This window comes from Bacillus spizizenii TU-B-10 (genome assembly GCF_000227465.1).
Lineage (GTDB): Bacteria > Bacillota > Bacilli > Bacillales > Bacillaceae > Bacillus > Bacillus spizizenii.
This window is the reverse complement of the sequence record NC_016047.1, coordinates 3640230-3665687: the sequence shown is the minus strand read 5'-3', so window position 1 is coordinate 3665687 and position 25458 is coordinate 3640230. Positions and strand designations below refer to the sequence as shown.

At 38.1% G+C, this 25458-nt stretch carries 18 protein-coding genes; 8 read left to right on the top strand and 10 right to left on the bottom strand.

All coding sequences use genetic code 11. The features are described from left to right. Positions 1-52 precede the first annotated feature (52 nt). Positions 53-1039, bottom strand: a complete 987-nt coding sequence (locus tag GYO_RS40345) for an LCP family protein (RefSeq protein ID WP_014115402.1) — start codon at positions 1037-1039, stop codon at positions 53-55. 327 nt (positions 1040-1366) lie between these two features. Here GYO_RS40345 and GYO_RS40340 point away from each other — a divergent pair, with 327 nt between their 5' ends. Then, positions 1367-2740: a sugar porter family MFS transporter gene (locus GYO_RS40340; protein WP_014115401.1), complete on the top strand. Its 1374-nt coding sequence runs from the start codon at positions 1367-1369 to the stop codon at positions 2738-2740. A gap of 36 nt (positions 2741-2776) precedes the next feature. Here GYO_RS40340 and gerBC read toward each other — a convergent pair whose 3' ends face one another. From gerBC to gerBA, 3 genes are read right to left on the bottom strand one after another with little or no spacing between them, the layout of a single operon-like run. After that, complete coding sequence (gene gerBC / locus GYO_RS40335; RefSeq protein ID WP_014115400.1) at positions 2777-3901, bottom strand: spore germination protein GerBC; 1125 nt, start codon at positions 3899-3901, stop codon at positions 2777-2779. Continuing rightward, positions 3898-5004, bottom strand: coding sequence for a spore germination protein GerBB (gene gerBB / locus GYO_RS40330; RefSeq protein WP_014115399.1), 1107 nt, complete (start codon positions 5002-5004; stop codon positions 3898-3900). Before gerBB ends, gerBC begins: the two co-directional genes overlap by 4 nt. Before the next feature lie 5 nt (positions 5005-5009). Beyond that, on the bottom strand, positions 5010-6461 hold the full coding sequence (gene gerBA, locus GYO_RS40325) for a spore germination protein GerBA (RefSeq protein ID WP_041521088.1): 1452 nt from the start codon (positions 6459-6461) through the stop codon (positions 5010-5012). A 267-nt stretch (positions 6462-6728) separates the two neighbouring features. Between gerBA and manA the strand changes: the two genes are divergently transcribed. After that, the gene (manA, locus tag GYO_RS40315; RefSeq protein ID WP_014115398.1) at positions 6729-7679 is read left to right on the top strand and encodes a mannose-6-phosphate isomerase, class I; all 951 of its coding nucleotides are present in this window, start codon (positions 6729-6731) and stop codon (positions 7677-7679) included. A gap of 128 nt (positions 7680-7807) precedes the next feature. Beyond that, positions 7808-10450, top strand: a complete 2643-nt coding sequence (lytD, locus tag GYO_RS40310) for a beta-N-acetylglucosaminidase LytD (protein WP_014115397.1) — start codon at positions 7808-7810, stop codon at positions 10448-10450. Positions 10451-10488: 38 nt separating this feature from the next. On the opposite strand, the gene GYO_RS40305 is transcribed toward lytD, so the two are convergent. From GYO_RS40305 to GYO_RS40280, 6 genes are all read right to left on the bottom strand, one after another. Beyond that, complete coding sequence (locus GYO_RS40305; RefSeq protein ID WP_041521087.1) at positions 10489-12348, bottom strand: CDP-glycerol glycerophosphotransferase family protein; 1860 nt, start codon at positions 12346-12348, stop codon at positions 10489-10491. Positions 12349-12366: 18 nt separating this feature from the next. Further along, entirely contained in the window at positions 12367-13536 is a 1170-nt protein-coding gene (locus GYO_RS40300; RefSeq protein ID WP_014115395.1) for a CDP-glycerol glycerophosphotransferase family protein, read from the bottom strand. 3 nt (positions 13537-13539) lie between these two features. Continuing rightward, positions 13540-14565: a ribitol-5-phosphate dehydrogenase gene (locus tag GYO_RS40295; protein WP_003219623.1), complete on the bottom strand. Its 1026-nt coding sequence runs from the start codon at positions 14563-14565 to the stop codon at positions 13540-13542. Next, positions 14562-15275, bottom strand: coding sequence for an IspD/TarI family cytidylyltransferase (locus GYO_RS40290; RefSeq protein ID WP_014115394.1), 714 nt, complete (start codon positions 15273-15275; stop codon positions 14562-14564). Before GYO_RS40290 ends, GYO_RS40295 begins: the two co-directional genes overlap by 4 nt. Before the next feature lie 88 nt (positions 15276-15363). Further along, entirely contained in the window at positions 15364-16515 is a 1152-nt protein-coding gene (locus tag GYO_RS40285; protein ID WP_014115393.1) for a CDP-glycerol--glycerophosphate glycerophosphotransferase, read from the bottom strand. Between the two features lie 95 nt (positions 16516-16610). After that, on the bottom strand, positions 16611-17384 hold the full coding sequence (locus GYO_RS40280) for a WecB/TagA/CpsF family glycosyltransferase (protein ID WP_014115391.1): 774 nt from the start codon (positions 17382-17384) through the stop codon (positions 16611-16613). 462 nt (positions 17385-17846) lie between these two features. On the opposite strand from GYO_RS40280, the gene tagD reads away from it, so the two are divergent. The 5 genes from tagD (at position 17847) to tagG (ending at position 25442) form a co-directional block, all read left to right on the top strand. Continuing rightward, positions 17847-18236, top strand: a complete 390-nt coding sequence (tagD, locus tag GYO_RS40275; protein WP_014115390.1) for a glycerol-3-phosphate cytidylyltransferase — start codon at positions 17847-17849, stop codon at positions 18234-18236. 90 nt (positions 18237-18326) lie between these two features. Beyond that, positions 18327-19532, top strand: a complete 1206-nt coding sequence (locus GYO_RS40270) for a CDP-glycerol glycerophosphotransferase family protein (RefSeq protein ID WP_014115389.1) — start codon at positions 18327-18329, stop codon at positions 19530-19532. Further along, positions 19513-23013: a bifunctional glycosyltransferase/CDP-glycerol:glycerophosphate glycerophosphotransferase gene (locus GYO_RS43140; RefSeq protein ID WP_014115388.1), complete on the top strand. Its 3501-nt coding sequence runs from the start codon at positions 19513-19515 to the stop codon at positions 23011-23013. The genes GYO_RS40270 and GYO_RS43140 overlap by 20 nt, the downstream gene beginning before the upstream one ends. Positions 23014-23074: 61 nt before the next feature. Beyond that, positions 23075-24385: a DUF6270 domain-containing protein gene (locus tag GYO_RS40260; RefSeq protein WP_014115387.1), complete on the top strand. Its 1311-nt coding sequence runs from the start codon at positions 23075-23077 to the stop codon at positions 24383-24385. Between the two features lie 229 nt (positions 24386-24614). Next, positions 24615-25442 (top strand): teichoic acids export ABC transporter permease subunit TagG, encoded by an 828-nt coding sequence (gene tagG / locus GYO_RS40255; protein ID WP_014115386.1) that lies wholly within the window; start codon positions 24615-24617, stop codon positions 25440-25442. Positions 25443-25458 lie beyond the last annotated feature (16 nt).

The following is a 25458-nucleotide window of genomic DNA, read 5'->3' as shown; positions in this document are numbered from 1 at the left end:
TTTTCAACAAAATGAGTAAAAAAACGGAATGGTAATGACCATTCCGTTTAAATCAGTCGTTTATGTCATTTTTTAGTTCAGTTTTGACTTCTTCTAGCTTTTCACTATCAAGTTTCAAATAATAAAGTTTTTTACGCTCACGAGAGCTGTAGAGATACATGTCTGATCCGGTAAGCTGTTCAGTATCAACTGATTTCAAAGTGGTTATAAATGGGAATAAACCGATTGCATCATTTAGCGATAAATTCATCTTTAAATTTTCCCCTAAACTATCAACAATATCATCATATGCTGGTATAGAGCTTAATGATTTAGATTTTTTGATTATAGCATTTAGAACTTCCATTTGTCTTTGTCCGCGTTGAAAATCTGTATCAGCTTTACGTGTCCTTACATAAGCTAGTGCTTCTTCACCGTTTAGAGTTTGAACGCCAGTTTTCAACAAGACTTTTCCTTTTGTATCTTTTTTAATTTGATTAACGATTTTTTCACTTTGTATATTTACACTAACTCCATTTAATTCATCCACAACATCTTTAAAAGCGTCAAAATTACTTTCTATAACATAATCAACTGGAATATCTAAAAGATTTTCAATGGTTTTAGCTGAGAGTTTAACACCTCCATATGCATGGGCATGTGTAAATTTATCATAACCATAGCCGGGAATGTTGACATAAGAATCTCTCGGTATACTTAACATTGTTGCTGTTTTATTTTTTCGATTAAAGGTAACTAAGACATTAGCGTCACTTCGAGCATCATCAACCGTCTCACCTTTGGAATCTCTAGAATCAATACCTAGAAGTAATACAGTAAATGAGTCTTTTTTAGGATCAAATTCTTTTATTCGTTTAACGGATTGACCATTGTCATTTAGATCAATATGTGCTTGTTTTGACGCATTGTTTAACTTTACATAAGCATAGGTACCAATTGAACCAGTTACAATAATTAAAATAGCAAACAAACCAATTGTAAATTTAACCCATTTTTTCAGACGTCTCTTTTTCTTCTTGTGTTGTAATCGTTCCTCCATATCAATACCTCACGTTTTCTTAATATTTGAAGCGTACCATTTTTTTTGCCATATCACAACTCATAAAATGACAATATTCGAAAAAAATCCCTATATTTATATGTTAGTATTATACGAATAATATTCCGGATGTGCAGAACTACCTATATTAGACGCCGCAGCAGAGAAAATGTTTCAATGACGTTGAAAAAAATGCAAGTAAATGATTGGAAACTTATGATCAGCAAGAATGAAAAGGTTTAATGGCCAGAAAAAAAGGCTAAAAGATTTCTAAAAAAACTCCACAGACAATGTCATTCCAGCTGATGGAGAAAGGGAGTCATTTTTATGAAAAAGCAGTCCAATATATGGCTTTATTTTTTCGGCGCTCTTGGAGGCGCGTTATACGGTTATGATACCGGAGTGATTTCCGGAGCTATTTTATTTATGAAAAAGGACTTAGGCTTGAATGCCTTTACGGAAGGACTTGTTGTCAGCTCCTTATTGGTGGGGGCGATATTAGGCTCAGGAGCGGCCGGCAAGCTGACTGACCGGTTCGGAAGAAAAAAAGCAATTATGGCGGCAGCACTGCTGTTTTGTATAGGAGGGCTTGGTGTGGCATTTGCCCCGAATACGGGAGTCATGGTGCTGTTTCGCATTATTTTGGGACTTGCAGTCGGAACATCGACGACGATCGTGCCGCTCTATTTATCTGAACTGGCGCCAAAACATAAGCGCGGGGCGCTGTCATCTCTGAATCAGCTGATGATCACGGTCGGCATCCTTCTTTCTTACATTGTCAATTACATATTTGCCGATGCCGAAGCATGGCGCTGGATGCTTGGATTAGCTGCTGTGCCGTCGCTGCTTTTGCTCATTGGCATTTTGTTCATGCCGGAGAGCCCGCGCTGGCTGTTTACGAATGGCGAAGAGAATAAAGCGAAAAAGGTTCTCGAAAAATTGCGTGGCACAAAAGATATTGATCAGGAAATACATGATATTCAAGAAGCGGAAAAGCAGGATGAAGGCGGCCTGAAGGAACTATTCGATCCATGGGTGCGTCCCGCTCTGATTGCCGGTCTGGGACTGGCGTTTCTGCAGCAATTTATCGGAACAAATACGATCATCTATTATGCGCCAAAGACCTTTACAAACGTCGGATTCGGAAACTCCGCATCGATTTTAGGAACGGTCGGAATCGGTACAGTCAATGTTCTCATGACGTTAGTAGCGATTAAAATCATCGACAAGATCGGAAGAAAGCCGCTATTGTTATTCGGGAATGCCGGGATGGTGATCAGCTTAATCGTTCTTGCGCTGGTGAATCTCTTTTTCGATAACACCCCGGCTGCCTCATGGACGACTGTCATTTGTTTAGGCGTATTTATCGTTGTCTTTGCGGTCAGCTGGGGCCCGGTTGTCTGGGTGATGCTTCCTGAATTGTTCCCGCTCCATGTCAGAGGAATCGGGACCGGGGTATCGACCTTGATGCTGCACGTTGGGACACTGATTATTTCACTTACCTATCCAATATTAATGGAAGCGATCGGCATCAGTTATTTATTCCTGATTTATGCCGCGATCGGTATCATGGCGTTCTTATTTGTCCGTTTTAAAGTGACAGAGACGAAGGGAAAAAGCCTTGAAGAAATTGAACAGGATTTACGGGACAAAAACGGACAGGGAGGATCGGCTGGAAAACAGCAGACTGTCGGAACATAAAAAAGGGTGCGCGAGCATGCGCACCCTTTTGATTTCTCACGATCCTACTGTGCCGAAGTTAACGATTTTGAAAGAAATATCATATTTAAAATCAGCATCAGAAAATATGTCATCCCAATGTCCTTTTACTTTATGCCAGTATTCAGGGTGTTGAATCCGGATGTAGTCCGATAAAAAGATCGGATCGCTTTTATACTCATGCTGCAGTTTATCCATAACCTTCTTTACATCGCGTTCAAGCTTTTTCTCAAAAATATTCTCAATCCTGTGCAAATAGCTTTTACGAAAGGAATTTTCATTCGGATTTTGGTCTTCTGTCAGGATACCCTTTGTTTTGACAGAAATCTGAAAGACAGGCTTTCCGTTTTCAATTGCCGGCTTGATTTTAGATTTCGACTTTTTAATCTCAAATGTAATCGGATGTCCTTTATCTGTCGTCGGCATGACGCCTCCTTGGATCGTCCCCATGACCCATGTCAGTGTCTGGATTTCATCAGCTGAAAGAAATCCAACGAGTTTATTACTGCCGCTTTTGATAATGCCTGCCCCGTCATATTTTGCTTTTCCCTTTTGGTTACTAATGGCTTGAATGAGAAAACTGTAGCCATTTTGGCAATAGATAGAGGCCCTGCCGATGCGAAGCGGCATCATAATCTTCCCGTTATACCCGCTGTTATTGGTCAGTTCAATCAGCTTTTCGGAAGGCATCGGCTGCTGCTGCTTCGGACTTCCTTTCGTAAAAACATCTCCGGCTTTCCCTCTGGCAGCCATCAAATAGCTGCTGCGCCGCAGCTCATCATCCCGGATAAAATGGTTGAAGACCTGATCAATGTTTTGATTCCTCATTAGCTTTTCTCCCAGAAGAATGACTTTTAAATGATCGCTATAGATAGGAGGGTCCTTGATGGATACATCACTGACTGCTTCTAAAATGGTTTTCCCGTAGGACGTCACATTGACAAATTCGGGTTTTCCGGATGCTTGGCTGTCTTCACTTTGGGGAAGAAGGTTTTGATACGTTAATTTATACTGATGGTCATCAGTTTCATCGATCGCAAGTCCTCTGGCAAAAGACAGTTTTTCAATATCTTTGACATCCCAGCATCCGCAGAGCATCTGCAGCATCAGAACCATTGCTGCAAGCTTCATCATTGTCTTCATTGCAGCTGACCCCTCCCCAGTTTTTTCTGTATCCAGCTTAAAAACCAAATGAAAAATGGTATTGCAATCACACCTAGAAATACATAACCGAGAAGTGTACCGTAATAAAACACGGCATTCAGATCTTCAGGAAACATTGATAGAAAAAATGTAACAGCCAGCAATGCAGTAAGCAGCCAAGGGTTGTTTTTATTTTTTAAGTGAAAGATATCTGTTAATCCGATATGCGCCCCTTTAAAGGAGCCAAGCATACATGCAAATTGCTGGGCTGTCCAAGTTAACTGTAAAAATAGGTCAAATCGTTCAATAAAAATTCCTGGAATTTCTAATGCGTGAATGAGTGAAATGGTCGGCCACGTCACTGTTTTTGCCTCAGCAACACTCATACAGCCAATGACCATAAACAAAGTAATGCTATAGAAAACAGCCGAAGTTGCAATGCCAAAAGCGACAGCTTTTTTTACCTGCTTCGGATCCTTCATAAAGGGGACGAGATAAAATATGACTTCAAATCCTGAAAAATATAAAAGAGTTTTAGGAAATAAAGAAAAAAAACTTTGAAAGCCGCCTTCAAAAACGGGTCGTATAAAATCTAACTGAAACAAACGAAAGCTAAACATCAAAAGCATGAGAAAAATAATAATGGTAATAGGAAAGATATATGCATATACCTTTGCAATTGGGTACACGCCCCCAGCCACATGATAAATGGCAACCGCCAGAAACGTAATCACGACAACCGCCATCGGTGTGTTTTTTAAAAGAAAAAATCCGACAACCTCGCCCAAAACCCGCGCCTGATAGCATACGATACCGATAAAATAAAGGGTAATAAATAAATTCAATAAGAAACCGACCAATTTTCCGGCTGCAATGCTGTTAAGCTCAAAAATCGTTTTCCCGCTGTTTCGTTGAAGAAAAGGCAAAAAAAGAAGAGCAAAAACAATAAAAATAACGCCCTGCAGCAGGATCATGATCCATCCAATCGGACTGTCGGTTTCAGCGGCTGAGCGGGGAAGGGTTAAGACACCGGAACCGATCATTGTACTGCTTACCATAATAAGCGTCTGCATAAATGTAAGCTTGTCCTCTGATTGCCTCATAGCCATCACCTTTGTCTGATTTTATCTTTTGTGCCTTTGCGGGTAGGTCTTCTTTTTAAAAATATGGTAGGGACGCGAATCACAGTGTCCTTTAAATCTTGTCCGGGCTGTGCCATTATCGGAATAATGTAATCCTGGCCAAAGCTTTTCAAACGCATTAAATGGCCAATTACTAACAGAAAGACCATGATGACGCCATACATGCCCAACACTGCTGCACTTAACATTGCCGCGATACGAATAATCCGCAGCGGGAAGTTATAAGCGTATGATGGAACGGTAAAGGATGCCAATGCGGTAATGGATACAACAATGACCATTAGTGCGCTGACGATTTGGCCCTGTACGGCTACTTGTCCGATAACAACCCCTCCGACAAACCCAATCGTCTGTCCGATCGGCTTTGGGAGCCTTAACCCGGCTTCCCTGATCAGTTCTATCGTAAATATCATATTAAAGGCTTCAACAAAAGGCGGGAAAGGGACATTCAGCCTGCTGCCTGCAATCGAAATGGCCATCCTTGTCGGCAAAAGCCCGGTATGGTAGGTAACGAGAGAAATATATAAGCCAGGCAAATAAATGGTAATGAGAATGCTCGTATAGCGAATCAAACGAATAAGAGACATTGGAATCCAGCGCTGGTTGTAATCATCCGGTGAATGAATAAATTCATCAACCGTTGCTGGTACAATCAATGCAAATGGCGTACCATCTACTAAAATCGAAACCCGTCCTTCTAACAACGAGCTTTCTACACGATCAGGGCGTTCTGTGCTTAATATTGTGGGAAAGACGGAAAAAGGTTCATCCTCAATGAGCTGTTCAAGTGAGCCAGATTCGGGCACATCATCTGTCATGATGGACTTTAGCCGCTTAAACACTTCTTTTACGACATAATCAGGAGCAATATCCTGAATATAAGCGACAGCTACCTTTTTTTTCGTCCTTTTGCCGATTGTCATTTCTTTTATGACGAGATTAGGGTCACTCGTCCGCTCCCGCAAAAGTGCTGTGTTTGTCCGCAGTTTTTCAATAAAGCCAATCTTTGGCCCGCGTTCCAAGACTTCAGATGTTGGCTCTTCAAGGTTGCGCGACATTATCGTTTTTGTATCAAATGCCAACCCTCCGTCGTAACCGTCTGCGAGCAAAATCGCTTGGCCAGAAAAAACGAGTTGCTGAATTTCGTTTATTGAAGAAACAACGCTGTGGCGATAGCCGAAAAAAAAAGCGGATAAATCTTCAATCAAGCCTTCTTTTTGAGTTAACGTTTCTTTTTGTAAAGGAGAAATGACGTGTTGCGCCAGAAGCTTATTTTCTGTCAAACCGTCAATATACAACAGGCACGCCTTCTGTCTGCTGTCTCCGAAAGAAAACGTATAAAATATGATATCGTCGTTTTGCCCCAATTTTTTTTTCAATGTTTCTACATTGTGCTGGAGATCAGAGTCGATTTGCAAAGTTTCTCTCCCCTTTATAAAACAGATTGACGGTTTTTCTTAATTTGTATCAAAAAAGGAGAATTATTCTTTATGAGGAAAAGGCTGAAACAAACCTTCTTTTGAAAGTGATATAATAAATAGGAAGCGTTTTCTCAAAAAGGGGTCATTGATACATAATGCTTTGTACATATGTTGTCATAGGAAAAAGACAGCTTATACGGCGTTTGTAAGGGGAGCGCACCGGGAAAATAATGATCAGCTATTTACAGGGGAGGGGTACAGATCATGACGCAATCACCGATTTTTCTAACGCCTGTGTTTAAAGAAAAAATCTGGGGCGGCACCGCTTTACGAGATAGATTTGGATACGGTATTCCTTCAGAAACAACGGGGGAATGCTGGGCCATTTCCGCTCATCCAAATGGACCGAGCACAGTTGCGAATGGCCCGTATAAAGGAAAGACACTGACTGAGCTTTGGGATGAGCATCGGGAAGTATTCGGCTGCGTGGAGGGGGAGCGATTTCCGCTTCTGACAAAGCTGCTAGACGTGAAGGAAGATATGTCAATTAAAGTTCACCCTGATGATTACTATGCCGGAGAAAACGAAGAGGGAGAACTCGGCAAGACGGAATGCTGGTACATTATCGACTGTAAAGAAAACGCGGAGATTATCTACGGGCATACGGCCCGTTCAAAAACAGAACTTGTCACAATGATCAACAGCGGTGATTGGGAAGGCCTGCTGCGAAGAATCAAAATTAAACCGGGTGATTTCTATTATGTGCCGAGCGGAACGCTGCACGCATTGTGCAAGGGGGCACTTGTATTAGAGACCCAGCAAAATTCAGATGCCACATACCGGGTGTACGACTATGACCGGCTTGATAACAATGAGAGTCCGAGAGAGCTTCATTTTGCCAAAGCGGTCAATGCGGCCACGGTACCCCATGTGGACGGGTATATAGATGAATCGACCGAATCAAGAAAAGGAATAACCATTAAAACGTTTGTCCAAGGGGAATATTTTTCGGTATATAAATGGGACATAAATGGCGAGGCTGAACTATCTCAGGATGAATCCTTCCTGCTTTGCAGCGTGATAGAAGGAAGCGGTTTGCTGATGTATGAAGACGAAACATGTCCGCTCAAAAAAGGCGATCACTTTATGTTGCCGGCTCAAATGCCCGATTTTACGATTAAAGGAACCTGTACACTTATCGTGTCTCACATTTAACTTAATCTCACTTCGAGATTAAGTTTTTTTTATTAAAAAATGGAAGTGATTCACCTATAAATGAAGCATATGCGTGCCGATAAATAAACTAGTTTTATATACTCATTGAATAAGAAAGAGGAGAAGGAATGAAAAAGAGATTAATCGCACCTATGCTTCTGTCCGCCGCGTCCCTTGCCTTTTTTGCCATATCCGGTTCTGCCCAGGCTGCAGCGTATACGGATTACTCGATATATGAGGTAGAGCCGTCAAAAACGTTCAGTACAGAAAGCCAAGCCTCGCAGGCTGTCGCCCAACTGAAAAAGGACACTGGCTGGAATGCTTCCTATCAAGCTTCAGGCACAACAACGACCTACCAAATTTCCGCTGCAGGCATACATAGCGAAGCAGAAGCGAAAGCAATACTGAGCGGGCTTACCAAACAGACAGCGATTACAGGTACGACAAGCCCTGTCGGAAGCAAACAGCCCTATGTCACCATCACCTCAGGTGCCATTTCCGGAGAAAAACAGGCAAACACTTTGCTGACCAAGCTTAAACAGGAGACGGGAGTGGCTGGTGCTGTAAAAGCTTCCGGAGAAGCTCAGTCCTATGTGAACGTCATGACATCAGAAATCGCTGATGAGACAAAAGTCAAGGCGCTTATTCAGAGCCTGGCTAAGCAAACGGGGATTAAAAGCTCGTATCAGCCCATCACCCACACGGTGTCCGTCACAACCATTCAGTCAGGCACAATTGTGGGAAACAGCAAAGCAGAGCAGATCAAAAGTGCATTCCAAAAGGAATCAGGGCTGCAGGCATCATTAAAAGAAACGGTGAAAGGACAAGCCTACTACACGTTCACTACAGCCGCCATTTCAGGTGAAGCGAATGCCAAAAATCTATTAAATCAGCTGAAACAGAGCACCGGTATCACAGGAAGCTACAAGTCAATCAATCAAAAAACAACTGCTGAGTCATACAATGTCCAATCAGCTTATTTCAAAGGGCTGAATACAGTGAAGGACGCCATCAGCCAAATCAAGAAAAACACCGGCGTATCAGGGAGTTATCAACAGGTTGGCAAAAGCACATCATATACAGTGAATATGAAGGGGGTAACGAAACAGCAGCTGCAAAAGATAGACACTTTCTTTAAAAAGAAAAAATGGCATTACACGTCATCCAGCGTCAAAAAAACGACCACGTCTACAGCCTATCAAATAATGACGGCACAGATTTTAGGCGAGCAGCAAGCAAACAAAGCCGCAGCCTTCTTTTCTCAGAAAAAAGTAAAGGCAACGAAAAAAGCAACTGGAACAACAGCAGAAAACCAATATCAGCTCATCTCAGAAGAAACATCAGATCAAGCAAAAGTTACAAAGGGCTTGAACATATTAAAGAAAAATCAGCTGAGTGCAACTGCGAAAACAGTAAATAAACAAATAGCTAAGACGTTTAAAATAACAACTGAATCTCTGCTTGATACAGCGAAAGTCAATCAGGCACTTACATTCTTTCGATCAAATCACATATCAGCAACAAGCCAGAAAACCGGTCAGACTACAGCGAGCAGCTATCAAATCATAACTGGAGCAATCATCAGCCAAGAAGATATTGACCGCGTTTTAGCATTTTTTAAACAAAACAAAGCCGCCGGCACCACAGCAAAAACAGGCGAGACGGCATATACACAATACAAAATTGTAACAGCTCAGCTCAGCAGCAAAACAGCATTAAACAATGGGTTAACCTATCTTAAAACGCAAAGTTTAAGCCCAAGTTACACAACGAAAAGCAATACGCTTTATAAAATCAGCTTAAACGAACAGTTCACAGGCAATGATGCGGCTACTGCGGCATCAACAAAGCTAAAACAATTATATGGATGGACATCATCTATCGTGAAAATCAAAAACGGCCCGCAAATCATGAAAACAAATTACAATCTCTCGCTTCGTGATATGGTCCAAAAACAAATGACAGTAAGCCCGCAAACAGACGGGGCCGCTTACGTATCGCTCACTTATATTAATACAGCAACTTCAACCGTTACGGCTGATGTGCTGAATATCCGGTCAACACCGGCAGTCATCCCGACGAACGTGATCGGCCAATTTAAAAAAGGCGATAAGGTGAAAATCATCAGCCAGACAAACGGCTGGGCCAAAATCAATTTAGGCTGGCGAAACGCAAGCAGTGATGAAGTGGTTCAATACGTGGATCCGAATAACTTTTCCAGAGACAGCAAATACTACTTCCAATTTCTCAAGCTCTCACAGACAGCCGGCCTCAGCGTTACTGAGGTCAATCAGAAAGTGCTTGCGGGCAAAGGCATCCTGACAGGGAAAGCAAAGGCATTTATCGATGCTGCCAATCAATACGGCATCAACGAGCTGTATTTAATCTCACACGCTCTCCTTGAAACAGGCAACGGAACATCCGATTTAGCCAATGGTTTAACCTATAACGGAAAAAAAGTATATAACATGTACGGAATTGGCGCCTACGACGGCAACCCGAATTACTACGGCGCTAAATATGCATACGAGCAAGGCTGGTTCACACCAGAAGCTGCTATTATCGGCGGTGCCAAATTCATAGGCTCATCGTATATACACAACACAGCCTACAATCAGGACACACTGTACAAAATGAGATGGTCATCCACAGCGACACACCAATACGCAACAGACATCGGCTGGGCGTACAAACAAGTAAACCGCATGTACAGCCTGTATTCATTGCTGGACGGTTATACGCTTTACTTTGATGTTCCGGAATATCAATAAAAAAAACACCTTTTGCAGCTGCAAAAGGTGTTTTTGATTTATCTTTTAAGGACTTTATCGTCTACCGGCTCCTCTTCCTGAGGGAAGACAATTTGATCGACCACACGTTCACTTGCTTTTCCGTCAAGATCATCAAAGAAATAATGAACAAATGAATCAATTTGCTCAAAGTTATACTTCTCTTCTTTAATGATCGAAATCATTTGATCAGACGTTTTCGCAAGCGGACCAGGAATAAAGTCAAAGTAATCATAATAGAAATCACGTTTGCGAATATAATCATCTACATCATAGCTGAAGAAGATCATCGGTTTATTTAATAAAGCATACTCAAAGCAGACAGAAGAGTAATCCGTGATCAGAACATCTGTTACTAGCAATAGCTCGTTAATTTCCCTGAACGAGGAGAAATCATAAAAGAAATCACTGTACTGATAAGGAATATTGGCATCATTACGTACGAATGGATGAATTTTGAATAAGAAGATATATTCATCCTTTAACTCACGATACAGACGGTCAAAATCAAGCACTTCAAAAGGATAATGAGCTGATTGCTGACCGTTTCCGCGGAAGGTTGGCGCAAAAAGAATGACCTTTTTGTCCTTCAGAAACGGATATTCTGTATAGAGACGTTCTTTTACAAATGCCTTCTTCGCTTCATCAAAGAAGAAGTCTGTTCGAGGTACGCCGGTAGCGATGACGTTCTCTATGTCTACGCCAAAGCCCTCTGCATAGTGTTTTCGTATATTTTCAGAGCTAACAATAACCTTCGTGTAGTTCCTATGGTTTTTCGAATGCGGCGAAGGTCCTCCCGGCAGCCCGATTCGGCTGTAGCCGAATGTCTTAAAGGCGCCGACAGCATGCCACAGCTGGACAAGATCAGCATTTTTACGGATTTTCAACGGATAAATGATCGGATAAAAATCATCAATAAAAATGATTTTGCTTGTCGCAAAGTGATAAGCCATAGACATCAGTTCAGACAGGCTTTTTCTATCTCGAATGCTGCTCTTTAAGAAAAATTTGAAATCAAAGTTTTCTTCACGCTTCAGCAGTTCTTCATAAACAAATTCGAAGTTTCCTGTCATATCAAGCCGGCTGTCAGAAGCAAAGACGATCTTATTGGACTTAATTGGCAGCAGGCGGAATACATCATAAGCAAAATGGAATAAGCTCGTATTCAGCTTGCGCATAAAGCGGTTTGCTTCTTTTCCAGTATCCAGCTCCAAAAGGCTCGGATCGATTTCCTGCAGTTTGTTGCAAGACAAGTTAATGGTCTTTTCGCCCTCATCATAGTTAACAATCAAATTGAACTTCATCAGCTTTTTAGCAGAATGAAATTCCATCTTTGTGGCATACACATCATTAGAGAGGAAATTGCTGACGTTTCCAACCGTATGCACTTCCTGATGTTTTACATTTTGATCATCTACAGCTTCAATTTCGAGAAACAGCTTATACTCGCCCTGCGGAAGAGGCTTGTCATTCATCAGCTTAGAAAAGTTAATTTGCTGTGAAAATCCTGCCCACTTATAGGCCCCTGGCACATTTGAAGTATCAATTGACAGCTGATCTACCGGAATATCCCGCAGTGAAACAGCTGTAAATAAAACACCGTTGTTCACCAATAATAAACGTTTTCGAACCTGATCCTCTTTTTGAAGCGGTAAGCCCTTGATATACATATAACCCGCAATTTTAAGAATTGACCCATTCCAAGAAAACTCAGAAATTTTTCTGACAGGGACTTGCTGGTTTTCTTCAATTCGCTTCGTTTTATCAAAAAGAGAAAAAACCCTGTTATCTGTCGGATTGACAATAACAGCTGCATTTTCTTTTTTCGTTTTCTTTTTTGATCTGAAAAGTCTGTTCTTAATCTTTCTGGCCAGCTTCACTTTGTACCTCACTTTCTCCTAATCGGCACCAGATGTTAAAAATGATGAAATAAAATCGGCTACCCGCTCTGAAGATTTGCCGTCTTGATGGGTAATAAATGTCTGTGAAAAAGCTTCAATCCGCTTCGTATCAGCCTCGTGATCACTCTCGATATCGTGTACAAGCGATGGAACGTCTTTTGAAATCGGCCCGGGTACAAACGATTCAAACGGATAGTAGAAATCACGTTCTTTCAAGTAGTCTTCTAAATCCGGGCAGTAAAAATACATTGGACGTTTCAGCAGGCTGTATTCGAAAATGACTGAAGAATAATCGGTTATCAGCCCATCGGAGATTGCCATCAAATCGTACAAAGAGTACGAATCGGTTAAATCCAGCACAAAATCATCCTCTTCCGTGTGCGCATGCTTGCGCATATACGGATGAAGATGGAGCATCACGACATAATCTTTATGGTGTAGCGCCGACTTTAATTGTAGCAGATCAAGCGGGGTAGCGTCACCCTCTTGATGATGTCCGCTGCCTCGATAAGTAGGAGCATACAAAAGCTTTTTCTTATGCTTAAGTTCAGGATAAGCCTGATGAAACTCATCCAGTACAGTGCGCATATGTTCCTTATGATAAAAATAATCCGTCCTTGGAATGCCGAGCGGCAAAATCTGCTTTTCCTCCATTTGAAAAGCCTCGGCAAAATGCGGCACGGCAGCGGGTGCACTGACGATGGCATAATCATAGTTAGAATGCACGGGAACAATCTTCAGATAATCAGAAGATGGGCCGAACGGCTTGTTCACTATGCTGTAGCCGAATTTTTTAAAGGCGCCGCAAGCATGCCAAAGCTGGATGGCGACAGTTTCCTTGCGTTTTGGCACAACATACAAAGGAAAGTAATAATCATCCAACAAAAGCACACGGCACGTGGCAAGGTGATATAGCGAGCTGAAAAGATGAAGCAAATATGCAGCTCGTCCGACCAGCCCCTTATCCATCTTGCGGAAAAGCAGGGTGATGCGAAGAGACGGATCTTGCTTCAGCTTTTCATAGACATCTTTAAAATTATCACTTAATTGATCCTCACGATAGGAAGCTATGACAACTTTGTTGTGCTGTACTGGTAATAAAGCGCTCAATAGTTTATAAGCAGTGCCGAATACTCCTTTTACGATTCGTGTAAGGAATGTTTTCACTGTTTAAATTTCCCATTCGATAACAGTTTTTCCCCAAGATGAAGTCAAATCTGCTTCAAACGCGTTTGTAATTTCCTCAATACTGCGTACCGGGAAGCGTCCGCCTACTAATGTTTCTAAATAATCAACGACTTCAGGGTATTGAGCTAAAAAGTCCACAGTACGGGCAAAATCCTCGCGTCCGCTGCGGCTGCTGCCGATCAGCGTAATTCCTTTTTCAAGCACCATTCTCGTTTCAATTTCAACAGGGTATTCAGATACGCCTAAGAGCGCTACACAGGCTTCAGGGTGAACATGGGCAATGATCTGCTCAATTGCGCTTTCACTGCCGCGTCCGCCTACACATTCAAAGGCATGATCGAGTCTGACATCCTCAGGAATGTCGTTAATTTGATAAGCTGCATCAACAAAAGAAAAATGATCAAGCTTGTAAGGTGTTTTTCCGAAGATAAACACTTTGCTGTCCGGATATTTCTTCTTCAGGAGAAGCGTCATGATAAATCCGAGATTTCCGTCTCCCCAGACACCGAATGTGTCGCGCTTCTTGTGTGCCATACGCTCAAAGCGGGAAAGCGCGTGAACTGCAATCGTAATAAGCTCAGTAAAGGCTGCGACATGCGGATTAATGCTGTCCGGAAGTTCAACGAGCCGATCCGGCGCCATGAACATGTAATCCTGCATAAATCCATCATAGCCGCTTGAACGGAATCTGCTGGAACGCAGGTAATTCTCCGCAATGACTTCATGCTCTTCAACCGGTGTATTCGGCACCATAACAACCCGTGTTCCGACTTTAAATGTGCCTGTCGGATCAAACATGACTTTCCCGATTCCTTCATGAATCAGAGCCATCGGCAGTTTTTTATCCATCGCTTCTTTGCCGCGTGAGCCAGTATAATAGCGCTGGTCGGCAGCACAGATCGATAAATGGGTGGGCCGGACGACGACCTTATCTGAATGGACAACTTTATCTTTATACGTCACTTCAAATTGTCGGGCAGAAACTAAACGATACGTTTGATTAATCATTGTGAAATTCGCTCCTGTAAAATGGCATTAGCCACTTTTAAGTCATATGGTGTTGTTACTTTAATATTAAAGACTTCACCGCGGACCAGCTTCACTTTTTCACCTGCTAACGAACAGATCTTGCAAGCATCAGTCAGGACAGCTTTTTGTTCATCGGACAGTTTATTATAAAGCTCGACCAATTTGCTGATCCGGAAGCTTTGCGGTGTTTGCCCTTGATACATGTTATCGCGGACAGGAATATCAGAAATAAATTCCTGGTCTTCTGAAGCGATAATCGTATCAATGGCTGAGATCACAGTATCGACCGCACCGTATTGAAGAACAGCATCAATGTTTTCGTCGATAATGCGATGAGTCAGAAATGGACGCACAGAATCATGAGTGATGATCACGTCATCATCCTGAATGCCGAATTCTTTTTCAATATAGCGGATGCCGCTCATAATAGACTCATTACGGTCACTGCCGCCTTCAACAACAACCAGGCGATCATCCTGCCCGATGAATTTCTTTAAAATGTCTTTTGTATGGTTAATCCACTCTTTAGGTGAAACGATTAAAATCTTATCGAAACGGTCATTTAATAAAAACTTTTCAACCGTATGAATGATAATAGGGCGTTTATTTAACGGTAAAAACTGTTTTGGCATATTGACGTTCCCCATGCGGGAACCTTTTCCACCGGCTAGAATCTCAGCATAAATCATAAAATGACTCCTTCCTTACTACAACTCATAATGTTTTATAAAAGGTTTTCATATTATTTGCAATACCGACCTCTATTATATATAAAGATCAGCTTGATTTCTCATTCACATAGCTTAAAAGCTGCTTACTGGCATGCCCTCTAGAGTACAGATTCCACTCACGTGAAAAGCGCTCTACTTCGGATTGGAGCTTGTCCATATCTTTCAGCTGCTCCAAGAGCATTCCTGAATCACAGCAAGGCACCCCGGGGATCACCTCTGTATAATGCCGAATTAAACCGCGGTTTTTGTTGTAAGCTTCCATATCATACGTATAAAACAAAATGGGTTTGTCCAGCAGCGCAAATTCAAATGGGACAGAAGAATAGTCTGATATTAACAGATCACTCATTTTTAAAAGGTCTGCAAGAGGGAGATCTGACACATCTTTTATCCACGCACTATCCTCAGGTAATTCAGCAGATTGCTTCATAACAGGATGCAGTTTTACTGCAAGTATATATTCACCTTTTAAATCATGCTGCAGCTGTTTTTCTGAAAACGGCAGCGAAAATCTTTCGAACTGGTCGTCCCTAAAGGTCGGCGCATACAAAATGATTTTTTTCTCCACTGGCAGATGATATTTGCTTTTAAGGTCATTGCTGTTTTCCTGCTCCTCATAGTAAGCATCGGTTAAAGGCACACCAAACCGAAGAAATTTATCACCTTTTATATCGAAAAATTCCTTGAATATGTCAGCCATATGTTCAGAACCAACGACAATCCTGTCAAATGAAGCATACACTTTTCGAAAGCGTCTTACGTCAGCCCGAGAACGATTCTGTGTGTTGATATCCTTTAACCCAAAACGCTTAAACGCCCCGTTCGCATGCCAAACTTGGATACACTCGATATCAGGCCTGCTGGTCAGAACAGTTGTCAAAACAAAATAGTTATCAACAATCACAGTCTTACTGCTCAGCATAGAAAAGATCGCTTTACATATATGAAGCGGGTGTTTTTCGTTAATAACCGAAACAGTAAGCTCAGGAAATTCTTTTTCCAGCGACTTGGCATGCTGGGTCAGCAGTACATGAATGGGAAATGAAAAGTGCCCCTTCTGGTATTCCTTTAATATGGCACGGGCATTATCAGGAAAGGAAACCAGAAGCGTCACTTGATTGCCCGGCTTGACCCAAAACAGCAATGCGCCAATGACTTTGATGAACAAATAATAAAAAAACGCAAACCAGGATTTCAATCTGTCATCAGCTCAAAACGGCTTTCACAGATTGTCCGCAGGCTCAGCGAATGATTCATGCATTTCATTACATACCATAGCTCCTTTAAGGCCGATTACAGATGGCGTGATTGATCTTTAACCTGTCCTGTATATTGCGGCTTTGCTGAAGCCCGTTCATGTTTCAGCACGGCTGTAACATACTTAGGAATGCTCAGCATCCTTCTCCAGCGGGCAGGGTTGGTAATCAGCCTGTACATCCATTCAAGGTGAAAACGGATAAAAAATGAGGGCGCTCTTTTTACATTGCCGCTGAACACATCAAAGCTTCCGCCCAGCCCTACAGCAACAGCCTGAGGGAATAAATGGCGGTATTTATGGATAAAGAACTCCTGATTAGGATAACCTAATGCGACAAATACCATATCAGGATTTGAGGCCGCAATTTTGTCCGCCACCTCACGCTGATCTTTCACATAGCCGTCAGAGTATCCGGCAATTTCAATCCCGGGAAAATCACGTTTAACTCGCTCAATTGTTTCCGCAATCACATGCTTAGCCGCACCGTAAAAGAAAACCCGTTTTTTCTTTTGGTCGGCTTTCTCAAGCAGAGACGTAAACAAATCATAACCGGCGATTCTGGATTGAAGAGGTTTTCCAATCATTTTGGAAACCATTACAACACCAATTCCATCCGGCAAAATAAAATCAGCAGACGAAAGAACCGCTTCATAACGCGGATTCTGCATTGCTTCAAATCCGATTTCAGGATTCGCTGTTACGATGAACGCACCTTTATTCTGATCTAAATATGACGTTTCTAAATGTGATACAAATGAAGTTAGTTCACTGTCTACAAAATCTAATTGATTAATGGGTTTCGTTTGCATCGTATCAACCCTCCTTTTCATCTATATGTCTATAAAAAACACGTGTCATTCGTATAGTTTGATTAAAGACTCTTTGCCTGAAAACATCTTACTCTATTTTACCACAAAAATCTTTAGGAACTTTTAACATTCACATTACAATTCCTTCACGTTTTGACGATGAATTAATATGAGGAGGGTGTACAGAATAAATGACGCAGCAGAAAGAAAATCGTTTCACAGGCTTTAGAAAAAAATCAGTAAGTTTGGTGTCGGGTAATGATCTGAAATGTTAAAATAGAACTATTGACAACAGGTCTTTAACACTACTGTAGTTTTCTGTTTTTTAAATCCCCTTAACTTTTATAGGTGATTATGCTATTATTGTTAAATATTAAGGATATGTGAAAATTATGTCGGAATTATTAAGAGATTGTAAAAAAGCTCGGTCTTTTCTCTCAACCCTGAAAGGAGTTTTTTAAAGTGAAAAAGGTTATTACTTATGGCACGTTTGACTTGCTTCATTGGGGTCATATTAAATTGCTTGAACGTGCTAAAGAACTTGGTGACTATTTAGTGGTTGCAATTAGTACTGATGAATTTAATTTACAGAAACAAAAAAAAGCCTATCATAGTTATGAACATAGAAAATTAATTTTAGAAACAATACGCTATGTAGATGAAGTAATTCCTGAAAAAAGTTGGGATCAGAAAATACTTGATATAAAGGAATATGACATTGATGTTTTTGTGATGGGGAATGATTGGGAAGGTAAATTTGATTTCTTAAAAGATCATTGTGAGGTTGTTTATCTGCCAAGAACTGAAGGGATTTCTACGACTAAGATAAAAAAAGAGATAGCAAATCTTTAGAAGTAATGTAACGTTGCTTCTTTTTTTCTTGTATTGCCTCTTTAATTTATTACAAGTAGTTTATAAAAGTGAGATGGAAGGCTTCTTTAAATGAAAAAGAAAAACATTTTAATTAAAATTTACTCCATACTTTTTTCGGTAATAGGTACATTACCTAAAAATAAGAGAATGATTATTTTTGAAAGTTATTTAGGTAAACAATTTAGTTGTAATCCAAGGGCGATATACGAGTATTTGCAGCAGAATAATAGTAAATATGGTTTTGATATGGTCTGGAGTGTTGATAGAAAATACGAACATGAATTTAACCGACAAGGCTTAAAGTACAATAATCGATTTACACTTTCTTGGTTATGGAAAATGGCAACTGCAAAATACTGGGTAACAAATAGCAGGTTACCATTATGGCTTCCAAAGCCTAAAAAAACAATATACATCCAAACTTGGCATGGTACACCATTAAAGAGACTAGCTAATGATATGGATGTAGTTCGTATGCCGGGAACTACTACAGAAAAGTACAAAAAAAATTTCTCTAAAGAATCAAGTAAGTGGGATATATTAATATCTCCTAATAGATATTCAACAGAAATATTTAAGAGAGCATTTCAATTCAATAATACAGTTATTGAAACTGGCTACCCTAGGAATGACATACTATATCAAAAAGATATAGAACTCTATAAAGAAAAACTCAAGAAGAAATTAGGTTTAGGGAGAAAAAAAATAATATTGTATGCCCCTACGTGGAGGGATGATAATTTTTATTCAAAAGGCAATTACAAATTTGATCTCAATTTAAATTTAGAAAAGATAAAAAAGGAATTGGGGAATCAAGTTATAATTTTACTTAGAATGCACTATCTGGTTAATCAAGACTTTGAGCTTGTCGATTATAAGGATTTTATCATGGATGTTTCTGATTATCCAGATATAAGAGACTTATATATTATATCTGATATTTTGGTCACGGATTATTCATCTGTTTTTTTTGATTTTGCTAATTTAAAAAAACCAATATTATTTTATGCCTATGATTTAGAGTACTATAGAGATAGACTTAGAGGATTTTATTTTGATTTTGAATCAAATGCACCTGGTAATGTAGTAGACAATACAGATAATCTAATTGAAGAATTAAAAAAACTACTGAAAAATCCCAAGTTGCATGATAATTATACTCAATTTTATAATGAGTTTTGTTTATATGAAGATGGCAAAGCTGCAAAAAGAGTTGTTGATAAGATATTTGGTAAAGAAATAGGAGAGAGAGTTAGTGACAAAAAGAAAACCTAAGATTAGTGTAATTGTTCCAGTTTACAATGTTGAAAAATATTTAAGAGAATGTTTAGATTCTTTAGCTAATCAAACATTAAAATCAATTGAAGTTTTAATGGTAAATGACGGTTCAGCAGACAATAGTGGATTAATAATGGATGAATATTCTTCTAAGTACGATAACTTTTATTCTTATCATAAAGAAAATGGCGGTCTAGGGCATGCCAGGAATTATGGCGTCCAATATGCAAAAGGTGAATTTATAGCCTTTGTTGATTCAGACGATTATTTAAGTTTAGATGCATATAAAAAAATGTATCAATTAGCTAGTGAAAATCAAACAGACATTGTTATAGGGAATGTAAAAAGGTTCAACTCGACTAAGGTTTATGGTTCTGGACTTCATAAAAAAGTATTTAGTGATACAATTCCTAAAACTCATATTACCAAAAATAATGAATTAATTTATGATACAACTGCATGGAATAAGATATTTAGAAGAGAATTTTGGATAAAAAATGATTTTAAATTTCCTGAGGGCATGCTATATGAAGATTTACCTGTAACAATACCTGCACATTATAAAGCTGAGTCAGTTAGTGTTCTTGAAGATTTTATTTATTTTTGGAGAGCCCGGGAAGCAGGGGATAAATCAATAACACAACAGAGAAATGATCTGGTTAATCTTACAGATAGATTAAAAGCATTAGATTTAGTTGATTCCTTTTTTAATTATGCAAATATAAAAGGGGAACTAAAGGATTTAAAGGATTATAAAGCCCTGAGTCTTGATATCCCACTCTATTTGAATATATTAGACACTGCGGATTCTGAATACATTAAAGTTTTTATGACCAAAGTGTCAACATACTTACAAACTATATCAGATGAAACGTTTAGAAAGTTAAATGCAATAGATAGAGCTAAGTATTATTTTATTTCTAAAAATGATATTGAAAGATTACTCGATGTTTTAAAGTTCCAAAAGAATGAGTTTAAATATAGTAAGCCTAAAAAAGTAAAGGGTCAATTCTTTTGGGAATTCCCATTTGGGAAGGAACTTCCAAAAGATATTTGTAAACCAGACAGTGAGTTTACTATTAAAAGAAAAATAGAAAGAGTAGAATGGGATAGCTCCGTAATCCGTATTGAAGGTTATCATTTTATTAGACATCTTGACATAAAAAGAAAAAAAGATGTTAGTTTAAAGGCTTATGTTTTTGATCCAATTTCGGGAGAAAAGAAATTCATAAATTGTTTTTCAGTAAAAAGGCCAGATATAACATTAAAATTCGGTACCAAAAAAAATAATAATATCCCTCTTTCAAGGGTTAATAACTATGATTGGTCCGGATATATTATTGAAGTAGATACAAATGATTTATTTGACAGGCTTTCTGGAAAACTAGAAATATGGGTAGAGATTAACTGTTCTGGAAAAACGAGAAGTTATAGAATTGGTGAACCTGTTAGTGGTAAAAAACCTAGACCAAAGCACAGAGTCTACTCCTCGAGAAGGATTTTCATCAAATACAATAGTTCATGGGACTTATATTTAGACTTAAGACCTGTTACTACTCAGGTTAACAGTTTAATATATGAAAATGGAAATTTAATCATTAAAGGTGAGACGTCTCTACCGTTAAACGAATGCCAACTTCTATTTAGAGATTATGATAAGAATGAACAATATAGATATTATATGGAAAAGGATGGACATTCGAACAGTTTTAAAACAATAATCCCTAAATCAACCATTAATAGATTAAAAAATAATACTGAGTTAATAGGCTATGTAAGGTATAATAATGATAATGAACCTTTAACTTATTTGGAAAGTGTAAAAGTTGAAAATATTGTTCTTGATACTAAAGAGATTTCAATAGATGCTAGCCCAGCAGGAAACCTAAGAATTCTAACAAGAAATTACACAGCGTATCTTAAAGATATTAATTTTTCAAATGAGAATTTATTAATAGAAGCATCTATTACGGATAAATATATTAAAACTTTAAAAAATTTAACCGATATCAATATGGTCTTAAAGAATGTGGAGACAGGTCACACGGTTTCTGGAAATATACTTAGAGAATACAAAGAGAAGGGTGAGTTTTTTCTTAAAACAGGTTTCGATCTTTCAAACAATAAAGTCAGAACTCCATTCAATGAAGAATACGGAGTATGGAGAGTTTACTTAGAATTTACAGTAAAGGGTAATAAGAGCTTTAAAAAATTAAAACGTATAAAAGTAAGAGATAAAGAAATAAATTTCCCTAAAAAAACTGTCGGTAATATAAAGTATTCTCCATATGTTACAAAAGAGGACAATATAAGTATTAATAATATATTTGAATGGAATTGGATTGAGAGAGGTCCTCGTAGGCAAGAAGTGATAGAAAAATTTCTTTATCCGCTTTTCAGACTTTTACCAATGAAAAAGAAGACAATTGTTTTTGAAAGTTACTGGGGCAAACAAATTAGTTGTAACCCTAAAGCTATATATGATTATATAAACGAACATTATCCAGAATATGAATGTGTTTGGATGGTAAATAATGATTATGTAAAAGTAGATGGAGAAGCAATTAAAGTTAAAATAAAGTCTTTGAAATACTTTCAGTATATGGCTCGTGCCAAATACTTTGTGAATAATGTTAACTTCCCAGATTTTTATGAAAAAAGAAAAAATGCAGTTGAATTACAAACTATGCATGGCACCCCGCTAAAAACTCTAGGGTTAGATGTCCCTGGAGAAGTAGATACAGAAGATAAGAGAAATAGATTCTTGAGACGGTGCGGCAGATGGGATTATTTAACTGTACCAAGCAAATATGTTAGTGATCTAGCAAGAAGAATTTATGACTATAAAAATGAAATACTTGAAACGGGTTACCCTAGAAATGATAAATTATTCAAAGACAATAATGAAGTTTTTAGAAATCAATTGAAAAAGAAGTTGAACTTACCAAATGATAAAAAGATTATATTATATGCTCCAACTTTTAGAGTTAAAAATGGATTTGAGTTGAAACTAGATTTAGAGAAGCTCAGAAAAAAACTGAAAGATGATTATGTAATATTATTAAGACTACATTATTTTATATCTGATGAGCTTGATATTAGCGATTTCAAGGGATTTGCTTATAATCTTTCCAATTACGATGATATTCAAGACTTATATTTACTTTCGGATGTTCTAATCACTGATTATTCATCTGTAATGTTTGATTATGGTATTTTAAAGAAACCAATGATATTTTTCACGTATGACTTAGAGGAGTATCGGGATAATCTTCGAGGTATGTACTTGAATATTGAAGATGAAGCTCCGGGACCATTAGTAAGAGATAATATGTCATTGATTGATTCTATCGAAAAATTAGATAATTATTTTACCCAATATGGTGAAAAATATAATAGTTTTAGAGCAAAATATTGTGAATTTGACGATGGAAATGCTTCTGAAAAAGTTGTAAAGAAATTCTTAAACGTTGATTAACATATTTGAAAACCCATAGCATTATTCAATGTTATGGGTTTTTTTAAAAGGAAGGGAAATTATGTTGAAGGTAGCTATTATAGGTAGTTGTGTTTCAAGAGATAATTTTAATAGTTGTTTTATAGAAAACTATAAAAAATATTATAGTTGTGTTGTTCATCAAAACCAAATGTCTATCATATCATTAATGGCTGATCCAATTGCTTTTGATTATGAAAAACTAGACAATTTGAAACCTTTTGATAAGAGACAATTCGAGACAGAGTTAGATAAAAGCATATTAGATACTTTAATTATTAATGAGCCAGATTATCTTATTTTAGACTTTTATGCTGATGTATTTTATGGTATTAGAGAGTTAGAAGGTAGTACTATTACTAATAAACGGTGGCTCTTTAGTAAGACGACTTTGTATAAGACTTTTAAAGAAGGAGAACCTTTGAGTTTATTAGAAGACTTTACACACTATTTCGAGCGATGGAAAGAATCAATAAAAAATCTTTTTGATTTTTTAAATCAAAATTTACCTAACTGTAAAGTGGTTGTTAATAAAGCAAGATTTTCAGATGTTTATTATGATGAAATATCCGGTTCTTATAAATATCTTAGCAAGACTACAAAAGTAAAACAGATTAATACTTCTCTGTATAATGAAATTTGGGATAGACTAGATAATTATGTTATAAAAAATCATGACGTACAATTCATCGATTACGAAGATAAATATTATTTATTAGATCCTATGCACAAATGGGGATTATTTTATTTACATTATGTTAATGAATTTTATTTGGACTTTACCAGTAAATTCCTATCAATTATAACGAACGATTTTAGGAATATACTTGATGATCCAAGGATAAAAATCAAAAAAAATAAAGAAAATAACTTAATCAAGAATCCAACATTTTCTTTAGGCAAGAGCAACTGGTCATTTTGGCAGAATGAATTCGAAATAAAAGATCCTGATTCTGACAAACTAGAGTACAACGTTTTAAGTATTTCAAAAAGAAGGTTAGTAAAAGACGAGAATAACCAAGTATGGTCGAATGCAATTGAAATTAATGCTGATGGTCACAAAGAATTTGAATTATCTTTTGATATTAAGGTTTCTGATATTAATTTAATCGATAGTTATAAGTGTATTTTTTCTATAAGGATGTTTGACTCTTCGGAAAAATATTTGCAAACAGATGCAGTTTGGTTCAGAAATGTTAAGACAACTGATATACAAGACTTGTGTAATAACAAATGGCTTAGGTATACACTAAAATTCAGACCTGAAAAAGGTAAATATATCAAGGTTGGACCTTATTTACCCAGAAATGGACATGCTTGTTGGAGAGACATTAAACTTTTAAGGAAATTTTAGGTTAATAGAATTTTGAAAACAGTACAAACAGTTCTTCCTTTAAATTCACGTTAAATTTGCTTATAATTTACTGGCCCGGTATGTTTTTTTCGACTAACTAAATTTAGAGAGGAATTTATCTAATGCAGTAAATGAAAAAAAGCTCAACATCTGTTAAAATAAGACCGGTGCTTTCAAATTTCTTTAACCGAAAGATCCAAAAAACATTTAAGTCTAAGGAAGATAAACAATGAATGCATTAGTAAGAATCTTAAAAGAGCAAGTGACATCGTTTCCTTTAATTTTGCGCTTGGCTTCGTATGAGACAAAGTCTCAGTACCAGATGAATTATCTTGGTGTATTATGGCAGTTTCTAAATCCGCTCATTCAAATGCTGGCATACTGGTTTGTATTTGGTATGGGGATTCGCAACAGTCAGCCGGTCATAACAGGTGTCGGAGAAGTGCCTTTTATTGTTTGGATGCTGGCTGGTTTGATTCCGTGGTTTTTTATTAGCCCGACGATTCTTGATGGATCAAACAGTGTATTTAAACGGATCAATATGGTTGCGAAAATGAATTTTCCAATTAGTTCGCTTCCATCTGTTGTGATTGCATCAAATTTATTTAGTTATTTTGTGATGATGGGTATTTATGTTATAGTCCTTTTAGCAAGCGGTGTGTATCCCGACTTGCATTGGATACAATATTTTTATTATTTTATTTGCATGATTGTATTTATGTTTGCGTTTAGCTTGTTTAACTCTACAATCAGTGTGCTTGTCAGAGACTATCAATTTTTTCTGCAAGCGGTAACCAGATTACTGTTCTTTTTGCTTCCGGTTTTCTGGAATATCACAGAGCAACTTGGGAAGAATTATCCTGGTCTTCTTCCTGTGATTAAATTAAACCCGATTTATTATCTTATAGAAGGGTTCCGGAACAGCTTCTTAGATGGCAAATGGTTCTTCCAAGACATGAAATACACACTGTATTTCTGGTTGTTTACATTCCTTTTATTGACAGTAGGTTCTATCTTGCATATGAAATTTAGAGACAAGTTTGTTGACTTTCTTTAATACGTAAGGAGATTGT